Here is a 14887-nt window from a genome sequence, read left to right as displayed (position 1 = left end):
GTCCGAATGGCATAATCCGCAGGCAGTCGCGCCCGTATGTTCTGACCGGTTCGCGCGACCCTGGCTCACCCGACCCCTGGAGAGACCGTGTCCAATCCCCTGCTGCAGACCGACCGGCTGCCCGCCTTCCGCTCCATTGAACCCGAACACGTGCTGCCGGCGGTGGAAACCGTGCTGGTCGAGAATCGAACCGAGATCGACCGTCTCGTGGAAGCGGCCGGGGACCAGCCGAGCTGGGATTCGCTGATCCGACCACTGCAGGAACTGGATGCCCGTCTGGATGCCGTCTGGTCCCCGGTCGGCCACCTGAACGCGGTGATGAACGGCCCCGCGATCCGCGAGGCCTACAACGCCAGCCTGCCCCTGCTTTCCGACTATGGCAGCTGGGTTTCGCAGCATCAGGGACTGTACCGCGCCGTCCGTGCCCTGGCCGACAGCGACGAATATGGAGATCTCCCGGCCCCCCGGCGCAAGGTCCTGGACGACATGCTGCGCGACTTCCATCTCAGCGGCGTGGATCTTCCCGAGTCCGAGCGCGACCGGCTGCGCGCGATCAACGCCCGGTTGTCCGAGCTCACTGCTCGTTTCGAGGAGAATGTGCTCGATGCCACCCAGGCGTGGACCTGGCAGACCGATGATCCCGCGGCCCTGGCGGGCATCCCCGAGTCGGATCGCGCCATGCTGGCCCAGAACGCCCGCGACCATGATCAGTCGGGCTTCGTCGTCACCCTCGACATCCCGAGTTACCTCGCGGTGATGACCCATGCCGAGGATCGCGAGCTGCGTTACCGGGTCTACGAGGCCTTCACCACGCGAGCCTCCGATCGCGGGCCGGGGGCCGGCAACCATGACAACTCCGAGATCATGGTCGAGATCCTGCAGCTGCGCGCGGAAAAGGCAGATCTGACGGGCTTCGCCCACTATGCCGAGCGTTCGCTGGCGACCAAGATGGCCACCAGCGCCGAACAGGTCGAAGGGTTCCTGCTGGATCTTGCCCACCGCGCACGCCCCCGGGCGGAACGCGACCTCGCTGAATTGCAGAGCTTTGCGCGGGACGAGCTCCATCTGGAGACGCTGGAGGCCTGGGACATGGCCTTCGCCGCGGAGAAGATGCGCGAACGGCGCCTGGGCCTGAGCCAGGAGATGCTGAAGCCCTATTTCCCCGCCGACCAGGCCGTGAACGGCCTGTTCGGCCTGGTCCAGCGCCTGTTCCAGGTCCGCTTCGAGCCTGACGACAGCGTCGAGACCTGGCATGATGATGTCCGCTTCTACCGTATTTTTGACGCGAAAGGCGCGGAACGCGCCGGCTTCTACTTCGATCTCTACGCCCGCAAGAACAAGCGCGGGGGCGCCTGGATGGATGTCTGCCGCAACCGCTTTGTCTCGGGTGATCGCGCCCAACTGCCGGTCGCGTACATGACCTGCAACTCCACTCCCCCGGTGGACGGCAAGGCCGCCCTGTTCACCCATGACGAGGTGATCACCCTGTTCCACGAATTCGGGCATGGACTCCACCACATGCTGACCCGCGTCGACGAACCGGACATCGCCGGCATCAACGGGGTCGAGTGGGATGCGGTGGAACTCCCCAGCCAGTTCATGGAGAACTGGTGCTGGGAGCGCGAGGCCCTGGACCTGTTTGCCCGTCACCACGAGACCGGGGAGGCGATGCCCGAGGACCTCTACCAGCGTCTTCTGGGCACGCGTCACTTCCATGCCGCCCTGCAGCTGCTGCGCCAGGTCGAGTTTTCCCTGTTCGATATGCGCCTGCACGCCGGTCCGCCCCCGGGCGACGCGGCCGCCATTCAGCGCCTGCTGGAGGCGGTTCGGGAAGAGATCGCGGTGGTGCATCCGCCGGAATTCAACCGCTTCGCCCACGGCTTTGGCCACATCTTCGCCGGCGGCTATGCCGCCGGCTATTACAGCTACAAGTGGGCCGAGGTCCTGTCCGCGGATGCCTTTGGCCGCTTCGAGGAAGAGGGCCTGTTCTCCCCGGAAGTCGGCGCCGCCTACCTGCACGAGATCCTCGAGGCTGGAGCCTCGCGGCCCGCCGCTGATTCCTTCCGGGCGTTCCGGGGTCGTGATCCCCAGATCGATGCCCTGTTGCGCCACAGCGGCCTGGAGGACGCCGCGTGAAGATCGCCAGCTGGAACGTCAATTCGCTGAAGGTTCGCCTGCCGCAGGTGCTCGAGTGGCTCTCGAGCTCGCGCACCGACATCCTGGCGCTGCAGGAAACCAAGCTGACCGACGAGAACTTCCCCGTGTCCGCCATTCAGGACGCCGGCTACCAGGTGGTGTATTCGGGCCAGAAGACCTACAACGGCGTGGCGATCCTGTCGCGCACCGAGGCGACCGAGGTCGTCACCGATCCGCCCGGGCTCGAGGATGCCCAGCGCCGTATCCTGGCCGCCACCATCGGCGACATCCGCGTGGTCAACCTGTACGTGGTCAATGGCGAGAACGTCGGCACCGAGAAATACGCCTACAAGCTCGACTGGCTGGCACGCATGCGCGACTGGCTGGCCGACGAGATCGCCCGGCATCCGAATCTGGTGGTTCTGGGCGACTTCAACATTGCCCCCGACGACCGCGATGTCCACGACCCCGAGGCCTGGCACGAACGCATCCTCTGCTCCACGCCCGAACGTGAGGCCCTGGCAGCCCTCACCGGTCTGGGCCTGGTCGATACCTTCCGCGCCTTCGACCAGCCGGAGGCGGAGTTCTCCTGGTTCGACTATCGCGCCGCGTCGTTCCGCCGCAACCGCGGCCTGCGCATCGACCTGGTCCTGGCCAGCGCGCCACTGCAGGCGCGCCTGCAGGCCGCCGGCATCGATCGCGAACCGCGCTCCTGGGAGCGTCCTTCCGACCATGCCCCGGTCTGGGCGGAATTCTCCGACTAGCCGAGACCCCTCACCGGCCCGCCTGACCACTGGGAGCGACCCGTGAAGTACAAGGACCTGCGTGATTTCATCGACGGCCTCGAACAGCGCGGCGAGCTGCGTCGCATCACCCGCGAGGTGGACCCGAACCTCGAGATGACCGAGATCGCCGACCGCGTCTTGCGCGCTGGCGGCCCGGCGCTGTTGTTCGAGAACCCCACCGGATCCGACATCCCGGTACTGGCCAATCTCTTCGGTACTCCCGAGCGGGTGGCCATGGGTATGGGCGAGGACTCGGTCGAGGCCCTGCGTGAGGTGGGACGTCTGCTCGCCTTCCTCAAACAGCCGGATCCGCCCAAGGGGTTGAAGGCCGCCTGGGAGCAGTTGCCGGTCTTCCGCAAGGTCCTGGACATGGCCCCGAAGAAGACCCGCGGGGCCGCCTGCCAGCGCCATGTGATCGAAGGCGACGCGGTCGACCTGTCGACCCTCCCGGTGCAGACCTGCTGGCCCGGGGACGCCGGGCCCCTGATCACCTGGGGCCTGGTGGTCACGCGCGGCCCCGAGAAGTCACGCCAGAACCTGGGCATCTATCGCCAGCAGGTGATCGGTCGCAACCGGGTGATCATGCGCTGGCTGTCGCATCGTGGCGGCGCGCTGGATTTCCAGGAGTGGACCCGCGCCCATCCCGGAGAACCGTTTCCGATTGCCGTAGCCCTGGGCGCCGACCCCGCCACCATCCTCGGCGCGGTCACCCCGGTGCCCGACACCCTGTCGGAATATGCCTTTGCCGGCCTGCTGCGTGGCAGCCGTACGGAGGTTACCCGTTGCATGGGTTCGGACCTCGAGGTGCCGGCGTCGGCCGAGTTCGTGCTGGAGGGCCATATCCACCCGGGCGACACCGCGCCCGAAGGCCCGTTCGGCGACCATACCGGCTACTACAACGAGGTCGACGAGTTCCCGGTGTTCACCATTGACCGGATTACCCACCGCGACGACCCGATCTATCACTCCACCTACACCGGCCGCCCCCCGGATGAACCCGCCGTCCTCGGCGTGGCCCTGAACGAGGTCTTTATCCCGATCCTGCAGAAGCAGTTCCCGGAGATCGTGGACTTCTACCTGCCCCCCGAGGGTTGCTCCTACCGCCTTGCCGTAGTCTCCATGCGCAAGCAGTACCCGGGCCATGCCAAGCGCGTGATGATGGGCGTGTGGTCGTTCCTGCGTCAGTTCATGTACACCAAGTTCGTGATCGTGGTCGATGACGATGTGAACACCCGCGAATGGAATGACGTGATCTGGGCCATCACCACGCGCATGGACCCGGCGCGGGATACCACTCTGGTCGAAAACACCCCGATCGACTACCTGGACTTCGCCTCCCCGGTGTCCGGACTCGGATCGAAGATGGGCATGGACGCCACCTCCAAGTGGCCGGGCGAGACGGATCGCGAATGGGGGCGACCAATCGCCATGGACGAGGCGGTGAAACGCCGGGTTGACGAGATCTGGGATGACCTGGGGTTATGACGCGTGAGCCGCCGCGCTGTCCGGGCCGGTGGCTGGCTCCTGCCGGGCGTGCTGCTGGCCCTGGCCGGTTGTGCCGCCGTCCCGGAGCGTGACTCGATGCGCGCGGACTCAACCCCTGTCGAGCAAACCCCCACCGCGACCGCGATTGCGCCCGACCGCATCCGCCACTGGCCGGCCGATGCCCCGGCCGCGGTCGTGATCGCCCTGCACAGCTTCCGCGACCATGCCGGGGCGTATGCCTCCCTCGGTCCGTGGCTGGCCGAACGCGGGTACAGCGTTCACGCCCTGGATCAGCGCGGGCATGGCGCCAGCGAGCCGCATGGGCGCTGGCCCGGGATGCAGCCCGTGATCGAGGATGTGGTTGCGATGGTCCATGCCGCCCGCGCGGAGGATCCGGACCGGCCCGTCTTCCTGCTGGGGGAGAGCATGGGGGGCTCGGCCGCACTGGCGAGCCTCGCGACGTATCCGGAACTCGATGTCGCCGGCGTGATCGCGGTGGCCCCGGGCCTGCGTGGCGGCATACCCGCGCGCGGGTTCTGGGACGCCGCGGTGCGCACCGGCGAGACCCTGGCCGGGGGCCTGACGCTCACTATCGACCCCGACTACGCCGACAGCCTGGACCCCGCCGCGGTGGAGCGATTCGCCAACGACCCGCAGGTCATCCGCCGAGTGCGGTTGGATACCTATGCCGGCGTGGTCTGGCTCGCGCAGTACGCCACCGATTACATCCACCACGTGACGGTCCCGGTGGTCTATTTGTGGGGCGAGCAGGACGGGACCATCCTGAAACCCTCGGTATGCGCCGCCGCCCGCGCGCACCCCGGGCATCGGGCGGAGGTCTGGACCGAACCGCACTGGCCGCACCTGCTCCTGCACGCCCCGGACTGGCCGACCACCGCCACCCGTCTGGTCGACTGGATGCAGCGGGTGACGGACGACGCACCGGGCCCGCGGGTTGCGCGGGCTCCCGCCGCCTGCGACTAGTCGCCCAGGTGGGCGCCATCCTCCGGCGCCGCCGACCAGGTCGCGATATCGCGGCCCATCGCCTGTACCGTGCGGCCGAGCACCGAGCACGACCCCTTGAAGCCTCCAAACGCACCGCCACCGGAGAAGCGCCGCGAGGTAAAGCTGGCCTCTTCCTCACCATCGCTGTAGAGCGTGCCGGCGGCCTCGGTGACCTTGCGATGGCCGATCCAGGCATTGCCGCCACTGACCGCGTCGGTCAGTTCCACCACCAGTACCTGACCCCCGGCGGAGGGGTCGACGCTCGCCTCGCGTTCGAAGCGCAGGCCCTGGTCGGCGCCATAGTGGGCGATGAACTCGGAGAACTGTTCCTCCAGGTTGCACTCCTGACGGATATTGCTGGCGATGGTGGCATCGGCACTGTAGGGCACCGAATGGGCAACCCGGATCACCGGTGCGTCCGCCGGGACATCCGCGGTCGCGGCCGGGGCGTCGGCCTCGGCCTCCGCCGCGCGGTCGCTGGAATCGGTGGAACGGGTCTCGTTGGAGGCACAGCCTGTCGCGAGCAGCAGGCCGGCCCCGGCCGCAATCAGCAAATGACGCATGGCATTCCCTTGTCGTTTTTGTGGAACGCACCTGATTCTGCCCAACCCGCTCGCGGGGCGAAACCCCCAGGGCTGGTTCCCGCGAGATCTCCATCCGGGCCACCCGGCGGGATTGCGGTTGCTTGCGTTCCGCTTGCTACTGGCGAGAATGATCGGCTTTCCGCGACCGGGGGTTTCCATGGCGTTCGATGTCACCATTCAGCCCAGTGGCCACGTGTTCGAGGTCGAGGACGACGAGACCGTCCTCGAGGCCGCCCTGCGCCAGGGCTATGCGTTTCCCTACGGCTGCCGCAATGGCGCCTGCGGCTCCTGCAAGGGGCGGGTCCTGCAGGGCGAAGTCGATCACGGACCGACCCGGCCGCAGGGCATCACCGACGCCGAACTGGCCGACGGCATGGCCCTGTTCTGCCAGGCCGTGCCGGTGGACGATCTGGAGATCGAGGTGCGCGAGATCGGCGCCGCCCGGGATATCGTCGTCAAGACCCTGCCGTGCCGTGTGGCGGAGCTGAACCGCCTCGCGGACGATGTGATGGAGCTGCGCCTGCAGCTACCGGCCACCGAACGCCTGCAGTTCCTGGCCGGGCAGTACCTGGACGTGCTGCTGAAGGGTGGCGACCGCCGCAGCTACTCGCTCGCCAACGCCCCGCATGACGATGCCCAGCTGGTTCTACACGTGCGGCAGATGCCGGGCGGGCGTTTCTCCACCATGGTGTTCGAGGAGCTCAAGCCCAAGGCCCTGCTGCGCATCGAGGGCCCGCTCGGCAGTTTCTTCGTCGACGAGGAATCGCCGAGGCCGCGCCTGTTCGTCGGCGGCGGCACCGGTTTCGGACCGCTGAAGGGTATGTTGGATCACCTGGCCGCGGAGGGGCTGGATCGGCCGCACCACCTGTTCTGGGGCGCGCGCGCGGCGGAAGGCATCTATGCCCCGGACTGGCTCACCCGAATGACGGACGAGCACGCCGAGTATTTCCGCTTCACGCCGGTCCTGTCCGATACCCCGGCCGAGACGGCCGCCGGTTTTGCCGCGGTCAGCGGCTGGCCGCACGACGCGGTGCTCGCTGAATATCCGGACCTGTCCGGCTTCGACGTCTACATGGCCGGGCCTCCGGCCATGATCCACGCCGCCCGCGAGGCCTTCCGCGCCGCCGGCCTGCCGCCGGAGCAGCTCTACTACGACAGCTTCGAGCCCGCCACCCCGGCCGAGTAAACCCGCCGGCGTTCGCAGGGCTTGTTCACCACGAAGCGCACGAAGGCACGAAGAAATTCAAGGGCGAAAAGCCTGAACAGGAAGACGCGAAGAAGGAAGATTTCTTGGCGGCATCAGAGAGTTCCCTGACGCTGGTGCTTGCAAGGCGTTGATCGTTTGGTCAACGCCCAAGCTGTAGAACCTTCCGATCTTCCAGTCTTCCTGTGAAAGGCTCTTGTCGTGGTGGATGATCAGGTGCGGTCCGTGCGTAGTTGGTCTGCCAGGCGGTGGACGGCGGCCAGCATGGCGGTGTCGGTGGGGTCCTCGGCGGTTTCCACCGCGGCCTTGAAGCCGAGTTCCCGCGCGATCTCGGCGATGCGCTCGCTGCCGACCACCAGCGGGGTCTTGCGCAGCCACATGCGGCCCAGCTTGCCGACCATCTCGTAGAGGTTGCGCAGGCCCTCGCCACTGGTGATGGTGATGATGTCGATCTGCCCGCGCGAGAAGGAATACATCAGTTCGCCGGTATCGCCCTCGGGGCGTCCGCGGCGGTAGGCCTCGGCAAAGGTCACCTCGGCGCCGCGTTCCTTCAGCGTGTCGCCCAGCAGCTCGCGCCCGCCGTCCCCGCGGAAGATCACCACGCGCTTGCCGGCCACGTCCTGCATGGCCTCCTGCGCCAACAGCGCCTCGCTGTCGAAACGCCGTGGGGGCAGGATATCCGCCGGGCGACCGAAGCCCTTCAGCTCCTGCGCGGTGCGGTTACCGATGGCGGCGATCTGCGTGGTCACCGGCCAGTCGCGCTCCGCCAGTGCCAGGTTGAGTACGCGCTGCACCGCGTTCGGGCTGATGAACACCGCGATGTCGAAGCGGTCCAGCCGCTCCAGGATCTCGCGCAGGTTGGTGGGGTCGCTGGGGGCCAGGATCTCCAGCACGGGGAAACGGATCACCGTTGCGGCCTCCGCCGCCAGCGCCTCGCAAAAGGGCTCGGCCTGGGCGGCCGGGCGGGTCACCAGGATGCCGAGGCCGGCCAGCGGACCCTGACCCTCGGTGGCCACGGCGTTCTCGTCTGCGGATGCGGTCATGCGTCTACCCCTTCGTGTCCTGGCCGTGTTCGCGGTGGGCGGCCGCGAGCAGTTCACCCGCCCCCAGTTCCAGCAGCATGTCCGCGAGGCGAATCCCCAGGGCCTCGGCCTCGCCGCGCGGCCCGTCCACCTGGCGGCGCAGCAGGCGGCTGCCATCCACCGCGCCCACCAGTCCGTCCAGGTGCAGCTGGTCACCGTCCAGCGTGGCATGGGCCGCCAGCGGCACCTGGCAGCCGCCCTCCAGACGGCGGTTGAAGGCGCGTTCGGCACGCACGCGGTCGGCGGTGTCGGGGTCGTTGAGAGGCGCAATCAGGTCGCCGATCGCGCGGTCGCCCGCGCGGCATTCGATGGCGATGGCCCCCTGGCCGACCGCCGGGAGGCTGACGTCCGGCTCCAGGCAGGAGCGGATGCGTTCGTCGAACCCGAGGCGCTTGAGCCCGGCCGCGGCCAGCAGGATCGCGTCGTACTCGCCGGCATCCAGCTTGCCCAGGCGCGTGTTCACGTTGCCGCGCAGGTCGCGCACCTCCAGGTCCGGCCGCCGGGCCCGCAGCTGGCACTGGCGGCGCAGGCTGGAGGAGCCCACCCGCGCGCCCTGCGGCAGCTCGTCGACATGGGCGTAGCGGTTGGACACGAACGCATCATGCGGGTCTTCGCGGTCCAGGATCACGGGGAGTTCCAGCTGCTCCGGGAGCTCCATCGGTACGTCCTTCACCGAGTGCACCGCGATGTCGGCGCGGTCCTCCAGCAGCGCGATCTCCAGCTCCTTCACGAACAACCCCTTGCCGCCGATCCGGGCCAGCGGCGAGTCCAGCACGCGGTCGCCCTGGGTGGTCATGCCGACCAGTTCGACCGGACGCTCGGGTTCGCGGGCGCGCAGGCGGGCGGCGACATGTTCCGCCTGCCACATGGCAAGCGGGCTCTTTCGGGTGGCGATGCGTACAGGCTTCATGGGTTGTCCGGGCGAGCCACGGCGCAGGCGGCCGGGCGTTCAAAACGCACTAGTATAACGATCATGGCGGTCGGCCCCGAATCCCGCGCGTTTCCCCGGCCTTGATCCGCCGGATGTCCGGGGCGGGCCAGGTAGTCAGGTGCCGTTGCGCAGGTACTCGCGCACCCGCGGGAGCTGGCGGCGGCTGATCGGCATCGGGTCCAGGTCGTCGTGGAACAACAGGCGGTTGTCGGTAGGTCCGAGGGTTTCGATCCCCTTGATCGACGCCTTCACCGCCAGGCAGCCGCGGTGCACCCGCAACAGCGCCGGGCCGTAGAGACTCTCCAGATCCCGCAGGCGGCCATCCACAAAACCCGCCAGGCGCGCGGAACGCGCCATCACGTAGCCGCCCTCGGCGATGAAGATATCGACCCGCTCCAGCGGGACGCGCTCCTCGCGCCGACCCACCGTGATGTGCACCTCGTTGGGAAAGGTTTCGACCCGCCCCTGCTTCTGTTGCACCGCGCGCTGCAGCGCCTGGTCCAGTCGTTCGCGGCGTACCGGCTTCAGCACATAGTCGCGCACCCCCGCCTCGAAGGCCTCCAGAGGGAAGCGATCATGGGCGGTGACCAGGATCACGGTCAGCCCCGGGTCGGCGGCATGCAGGCGCCGCGCGAGCTCCAGCCCGGTTTCGCCGGGCATGTCGATGTCCAGCAGCAGGGCATCTGGCGTGTGGTCTCGCAGGCGCGTCTCGACCTCACCGGCGTGCGCGGCCTCTGCCACCACCCGATGCCCCAGCTCCCGGGCCAGAGCGCTCAGGCGCTGGCGGGCGATGGGTTCATCGTCGGCGACCAGCAAGTCCAGTGGGCGGTCGTTCATGGGGTTCCCTCCCGGGTCGCGAGGGGCAGCCGGATGCGGACCTCGAACGCCCCGTCGCCCCCCTCGGTTTCGAAGTGTACCCGTTCACCGAAGGCATGCTGCAGTCGCAGCCGCACGGCCTCGGTGCCGGTCCCGGTACCCTCGCCGCGGGCCTGCGCGTCCACGCTGTTGCCGAGGATCAGCGTCACCCGGCCCGAGTCCATGCGGCAGCGTACCCAGATGCGGCCCGCGCCGCGCGCCGGGGCGATCCCGTGCTGGATGGCGTTCTCCGCGAGCGGCTGCAGGAACAGCGTGGGCACCGGCACGTCCAGTCCGGCATGGTCGGGACAGTCCCAGTCCAGTTCCAGGCGTTCGCCGAAGCGGGTCTGCTCGATCCCGAGGAAGGCGCGGACCAGCTCCAGCTCCTCGCGCAGCGAGTGGCGGTCCCCGGTTGCGAAGGTGGCGCGGAACAGGTCCGCCAGATCCAGGGTGATCTGCTCCGCCCGTTCCGGGTCACTGCGGCACAGGCCGGCGATGGTGTTCATGCTGTTGTAGAGAAAGTGCGGGCGCAGGCGGGCGCGCATCGCCTGTTCGCGGGCCGCGGCCACGGCCCGGGTCTCGCGCTGCCAGGCCGCCTGCAGGTAGAGGTAGTGCATCGCCACCAGGCTGAGGATGGTCGCCACACCGATCACCGGCCAGCGCAGGGCCGGGTCGGCCAGCACCAGCTCCTCCGCCAGACGATAGACGATGGCCGTGTTGGCGATGGGCACCAGCGGCGGCAGCACGATCTGGGCGGTCAGGGGGAGCCGGTGCAGCGGGCGCTTCAGGGCGCACAGGATCAGAAGGCTGGTCAGCGCCACCCAGAAGATGAACAGGGCGTGCAGCGCCAGGGCCGACAGCCAGTCCTGCCCCCCGCCGCGCAGCAGGGCGATCGCCAGCGCCAGCAGCACGGCGACCATCAGCACCCGCAGCAGGGTCTCCGCGCTGCAGAAGTCCGGCAGCGGCGACAGCTCCCCGTTGGTCTGCCTGGCGGAGTCCCCCTGGGCCATGCGTCAGTTGCTCCCCTGGTACCGGGCCTCGTTCCGGGGACGTGGTCGTGCCATGTTCACCCCCCCTTTGTGCCCGTATACTTCCGTGTCTTTCCAAGTCCCTTCAGGAAGCACCATGACGCAGGATTCCCCGCACGACAAGCCAGCCGCCACACCCGCCGCCTCCGGCGAGGCCAAGCTGTGGGGCGGACGCTTCTCCGAGCCGACCGATGCCTTCGTCGAGCGCTTCACCGCCTCGGTGGCGTTCGACCGCCGTCTGTATCGCGAGGACATCCAGGGCTCCCAGGCCCATGCACGCATGCTGGCGAAGGTCGGGGTGCTGACCGACGCCGAGGCCGCGCAGATCCTCGAGGGGCTGGACGCGATCCGCGACGAGATCGCCGCCGGTGCGTTCGACTGGCAGGTCGGGCGCGAGGACGTGCACATGAACATCGAGGCACGGCTGATCGAGCGTATCGGTGACGTCGGCAAGAAGCTGCACACCGGGCGCTCGCGCAATGACCAGATCGCCACCGACATCCGGCTGTGGCTGCGTGCGAGCATCGACGACATCCTGCGCCTGATCCGCGGCTACCAGGACGGTCTGGTCGCCCTGGCCGAACGCGAGGCGGAGACGGTGATGCCGGGCTTCACCCACCTGCAGACCGCGCAGCCGGTCACCTTCGGCCACCACATGCTGGCCTGGTACGAGATGCTGGAGCGCGATGCCGAGCGCCTGCGTGACGCGCGTCGTCGGGTGAACATCCTGCCGCTGGGCGCGGCCGCGCTGGCCGGTACGCCGTATCCGCTGGATCGCGAATACACGGCCGACTTGCTGGGCTTTGATGGCGTGACCCGCAACTCCCTGGACGCCGTCTCCGATCGTGATTTCGCCATCGAATTCACCGCGGCCGCGGCGACCCTGATGATGCACCTGTCGCGCCAGGCCGAGGAGCTGGTGCTGTGGACCAGCGCCCAGTTCGCTTTCATCGAGCTACCGGACCGCTACTGCACCGGTTCCTCGATCATGCCGCAGAAGAAGAACCCGGACGTGCCGGAGCTGGTGCGCGGAAAGACCGGCCGCGTCTATGGCCACCTGATGTCCCTGCTGACCCTGATGAAGAGCCAGCCGCTGGCCTACAACAAGGACAACCAGGAGGACAAGGAGCCTTTGTTCGACACCGTCGATACCCTGCTCGGGTCGCTGCGCGCCTTCGGCGACATGGTGCCGAACCTCGAGGTGCGGCGGGAGAATACCCTGGCCGCGACCCGCAAGGGCTTTGCCACCGCGACCGACCTGGCGGACTACCTGGTCGGACGGGGCGTGGCCTTCCGCGACGCCCACGAGGTGGTCGGCCGGGCGGTGCGCATCGCCCAGGAACGCGGGGTGGATCTGGCGGAGCTGCCGCTGGCAGAGCTGCAGGCGATCAGCCCGGCGGTGGGCGAGGATGTCTTCGCGGTGCTGACGCCGGAGGGCTCGGCGGCGGCGCGCAACCTCACCGGGGGGACCGCCCCGGACCAGGTCCGCCGCCAGGCCGCAGCGGCGCGCGAACACCTGGCCGCGCTGGCCCGCGCGGATACCTGACGCAGAGGGCCTTGCCGGACGGACACGGGGAGAGCGCGACCCCGTTCGCCGCGAGCCTTACCTGCGATCCAGCGTGGACTCCAGCACTTCCCAGTGCACGTTGCCGTGGACGACCTCGTAGGCCAGCAGCAACTGGCCATGCGCGGAGTCACCCTCGAAGTTCGCCAGCACCCATTGGTGGTTGAGTACGTGGATGCCGTCGCGGCGGAAGGCGTATTCCTCGCCCGCCGGGGCCTCGTGGGGGATCAGGTCGGTCTGCGGCATCAGGTCGTCGGCCAGGCGCTCATTCGGGCGCACCATGCCGCGGCGTTGCAGGTCCTGGATGTGGGCGTTGGTCAGACCCAGTTCCACCGGGCGCGGCACTTCGTGGCGGGTGTACTGCTGCAGTTGCATCTGCGCCTGCAGCAGGTCGCGGTTGGCCTCCGACAGATCCTGTTCCAGACCGTTGCCGCGGGCGATGTAGATCGCCAGCACGACCACGAAGAACAGCATGAAGCCGAGCCACACCAGGCGTTCGCTGGTCTTCAGGTTCTGCGGCTTGGGGTTGTCTTGTTCGGACACGGGGCTTGCCTCCGGGATGCATGCGGACGGCCGGTGGCCACGGGCCCCGGCCGGGGAATGAACGTGCGACCGCCGTGGGTTCCTGAACCGGGGTCGTTGCGACGCGCATGATAACCCCTGACACCGCAACCTGCCGAGCTGCCCCATGTCGGTCCACGACCCTGCACAATCTGACCTCCCCGAAACGGAACTGGAGTGGATCAACCGCTTCGCCCGGTTGCCGGAGGCCTTTTATGACCGGCCCGCCCCGGCCCCGTTTCCCGGCGCCAACTGCCTGGCCGCAAGCCCCGACATGTGCGGTCGCCTGGACCTGGACCCGGCCGCGTTGGAGCGCGATCCGTGGTTGGGGGCCTGTACCCGGGGGAGCGAGCTGCCGGGCGCCGAACCCCTGGCATCGGTGTATGCCGGTCATCAGTTCGGAGTATTCGTGCCACAGTTGGGGGATGGTCGCGCCAAGCTGCTCGGCGAGGTCCGAACCGCCCGGGGCGAGACCTGGGAACTGCAGGTCAAGGGGGCTGGGCCAACCCGGTACTCGCGAGGGGCGGACGGTCGTGCGGTTGTCAGGTCCTCGGTGCGCGAGTACCTGGTCTCCGAGGCGATGGCGGCGCTGGGTGTGCCTACCACGCGGGCCGTGGCGCTGTTTGGTTCCAGTCTGCGGGTCTATCGCGAGCGTATCGAACCGGGGGCCATCGTGCTGCGGGCGGCGCCGTCTTTCCTCCGCTTCGGCCATTTCGAGTACTTCCACTACAACGGCTACAGCGCGCGCCTGCAGGAGCTGATCGACTATGCCCTGGCGCACGACTATCCGGAGCTGGTGGATGCCGAAGATCCGGTGGCTGCGATGCTGGAGGCGGTGATTGGACGCACCGCGGAGATGATCGCGGACTGGCAGGCCATCGGGTTTTGTCACGGGGTGATGAACACCGACAACATGAGTCTGGCCGGGCTGACCATCGACTATGGTCCGTTCGCCTTCATGGATGCCTTCGACCCCGGCTACATCTGCAACCACACCGACCAGGGCGGGCGCTACGCCTTCGATCAGCAGCCGCAGATCGCGCAGTGGAACCTGATCCGCCTGGCCGAGACCCTGGTGATTTACTTCGCCGACCCTACCCGGGAGGCGGCGATCGAGCGCGCCAAGGCCTTGCTGCAGGATTTCCAGCCGCAGTACCGCCGTGCCTGGCTCGCGCGCATGCGGGCGAAACTCGGCCTGCAGGCGGCGCAGGAAGGCGACGAGGCCCTGATCCAGGACCTGCTGGCCCGCATGGCGGCCGAGGGCGTGGACTACACCCGCTTTTTCCGCCAGTTGCCGGATCTGGAGCAGGCGGAGACGCGCGCGCAGCTGGAATTGGAACTGGAGGATCGGGACGCCTGGCAGGCATGGTGGTCGCGCTACCAGGCACGCCTGGCGCAGGAAGCCCGGGCGGCGGATGCGCGCCGGGCGGCGATGAACGCGGTCAACCCGAAGTACATCCTGCGCAACCACCTGGCGCAGGCCGCAATCGAGCGGGCCGAGGCCGGTGATCCCTCCGAGGTGCTGCGCCTGCAGCGGATTCTCGCCCGGCCGTTCGATGAGCAGCCCGAGTTCGAGGCCTATGCGGACCTGCCCCCGGAATGGGCCAGCGGGATTCAGTTGAGTTGTTCGTCCTGAAGCAACCGATGCGGGCGCGTGAATCGCGCGC

Annotated in this window: 13 protein-coding genes; 7 read left to right on the top strand and 6 right to left on the bottom strand. The window is 68.4% G+C overall.

Features of this window, described 5'->3' with window-relative positions:
- The first annotated feature begins 87 nt into the window (after nt 1–87).
- From F793_RS0100335 to F793_RS0100320, 4 genes are read left to right on the top strand one after another with little or no spacing between them, the layout of a single operon-like run.
- Nucleotides 88–2136: a M3 family metallopeptidase gene (locus F793_RS0100335; protein WP_018881979.1), complete on the top strand. Its 2049-nt coding sequence runs from the start codon at nt 88–90 to the stop codon at nt 2134–2136.
- Complete coding sequence (gene xth, locus F793_RS0100330) at nt 2133–2900, top strand: exodeoxyribonuclease III (protein ID WP_018878235.1); 768 nt, start codon at nt 2133–2135, stop codon at nt 2898–2900. Before F793_RS0100335 ends, xth begins: the two co-directional genes overlap by 4 nt.
- A gap of 42 nt (nt 2901–2942) precedes the next feature.
- Complete coding sequence (ubiD, locus tag F793_RS0100325; RefSeq protein WP_018867601.1) at nt 2943–4406, top strand: 4-hydroxy-3-polyprenylbenzoate decarboxylase; 1464 nt, start codon at nt 2943–2945, stop codon at nt 4404–4406.
- Between the two features lie 3 nt (nt 4407–4409).
- Nucleotides 4410–5390: an alpha/beta fold hydrolase gene (locus F793_RS0100320; protein ID WP_018881980.1), complete on the top strand. Its 981-nt coding sequence runs from the start codon at nt 4410–4412 to the stop codon at nt 5388–5390.
- On the opposite strand, the gene F793_RS0100315 is transcribed toward F793_RS0100320, so the two are convergent.
- A complete protein-coding gene (locus tag F793_RS0100315) occupies nt 5387–5974 on the bottom strand; it encodes a hypothetical protein (RefSeq protein WP_018876800.1) in 588 nt (195 codons plus the stop codon). The genes F793_RS0100320 and F793_RS0100315 overlap by 4 nt on opposite strands.
- Before the next feature lie 178 nt (nt 5975–6152).
- Here F793_RS0100315 and F793_RS0100310 point away from each other — a divergent pair, with 178 nt between their 5' ends.
- A complete protein-coding gene (locus F793_RS0100310; RefSeq protein WP_018881981.1) occupies nt 6153–7181 on the top strand; it encodes a CDP-6-deoxy-delta-3,4-glucoseen reductase in 1029 nt (342 codons plus the stop codon).
- A gap of 230 nt (nt 7182–7411) precedes the next feature.
- On the opposite strand, the gene F793_RS0100305 is transcribed toward F793_RS0100310, so the two are convergent.
- From F793_RS0100305 to F793_RS0100290, 4 genes are all read right to left on the bottom strand, one after another.
- Nucleotides 7412–8242 (bottom strand): uroporphyrinogen-III synthase, encoded by an 831-nt coding sequence (locus tag F793_RS0100305; protein ID WP_018881982.1) that lies wholly within the window; start codon nt 8240–8242, stop codon nt 7412–7414.
- A gap of 4 nt (nt 8243–8246) precedes the next feature.
- Nucleotides 8247–9191: a hydroxymethylbilane synthase gene (gene hemC, locus F793_RS0100300; RefSeq protein WP_081618404.1), complete on the bottom strand. Its 945-nt coding sequence runs from the start codon at nt 9189–9191 to the stop codon at nt 8247–8249.
- A 135-nt stretch (nt 9192–9326) separates the two neighbouring features.
- Nucleotides 9327–10049 (bottom strand): LytTR family DNA-binding domain-containing protein, encoded by a 723-nt coding sequence (locus F793_RS0100295; RefSeq protein ID WP_018879277.1) that lies wholly within the window; start codon nt 10047–10049, stop codon nt 9327–9329.
- Nucleotides 10046–11077 (bottom strand): sensor histidine kinase, encoded by a 1032-nt coding sequence (locus F793_RS0100290; RefSeq protein ID WP_018880938.1) that lies wholly within the window; start codon nt 11075–11077, stop codon nt 10046–10048. Before F793_RS0100290 ends, F793_RS0100295 begins: the two co-directional genes overlap by 4 nt.
- 115 nt (nt 11078–11192) lie before the next feature.
- Between F793_RS0100290 and argH the strand changes: the two genes are divergently transcribed.
- Entirely contained in the window at nt 11193–12641 is a 1449-nt protein-coding gene (argH, locus tag F793_RS0100285; RefSeq protein ID WP_018867593.1) for an argininosuccinate lyase, read from the top strand.
- Between the two features lie 57 nt (nt 12642–12698).
- On the opposite strand, the gene F793_RS0100280 is transcribed toward argH, so the two are convergent.
- Entirely contained in the window at nt 12699–13202 is a 504-nt protein-coding gene (locus F793_RS0100280) for a hypothetical protein (RefSeq protein WP_018867592.1), read from the bottom strand.
- 145 nt (nt 13203–13347) lie between these two features.
- On the opposite strand from F793_RS0100280, the gene F793_RS0100275 reads away from it, so the two are divergent.
- The gene (locus F793_RS0100275; protein ID WP_018881983.1) at nt 13348–14856 is read left to right on the top strand and encodes a YdiU family protein; all 1509 of its coding nucleotides are present in this window, start codon (nt 13348–13350) and stop codon (nt 14854–14856) included.
- Nucleotides 14857–14887: the final 31 nt, after the last annotated feature.

It is taken from the genome of Thioalkalivibrio sp. ALE22 (genome assembly GCF_000381445.1).
Taxonomy (GTDB): domain Bacteria; phylum Pseudomonadota; class Gammaproteobacteria; order Ectothiorhodospirales; family Ectothiorhodospiraceae; genus Thioalkalivibrio.
The sequence above is the reverse complement of the archived record's forward strand: the minus strand, read 5'-3'. Positions and strand labels throughout refer to the sequence as shown.

Bases quoted from the DNA above. Each gene is read 5' to 3' on its own strand.
- F793_RS0100295 (WP_018879277.1), bottom strand. From the start codon at position 10,049: ATGAACGACCGCCCACTGGACTTGCTGGTCGCCGACGATGAACCCATC.
- F793_RS0100315 (WP_018876800.1), bottom strand. From the start codon at position 5,974: ATGCGTCATTTGCTGATTGCGGCCGGGGCCGGCCTGCTGCTCGCGACA.
- F793_RS0100310 (WP_018881981.1), top strand. From the start codon at position 6,153: ATGGCGTTCGATGTCACCATTCAGCCCAGTGGCCACGTGTTCGAGGTC.
- F793_RS0100290 (WP_018880938.1), bottom strand. From the start codon at position 11,077: ATGGCCCAGGGGGACTCCGCCAGGCAGACCAACGGGGAGCTGTCGCCG.
- argH (WP_018867593.1), top strand. From the start codon at position 11,193: ATGACGCAGGATTCCCCGCACGACAAGCCAGCCGCCACACCCGCCGCC.
- hemC (WP_081618404.1), bottom strand. From the start codon at position 9,191: ATGAAGCCTGTACGCATCGCCACCCGAAAGAGCCCGCTTGCCATGTGG.
- F793_RS0100305 (WP_018881982.1), bottom strand. From the start codon at position 8,242: ATGACCGCATCCGCAGACGAGAACGCCGTGGCCACCGAGGGTCAGGGT.
- F793_RS0100275 (WP_018881983.1), top strand. From the start codon at position 13,348: ATGTCGGTCCACGACCCTGCACAATCTGACCTCCCCGAAACGGAACTG.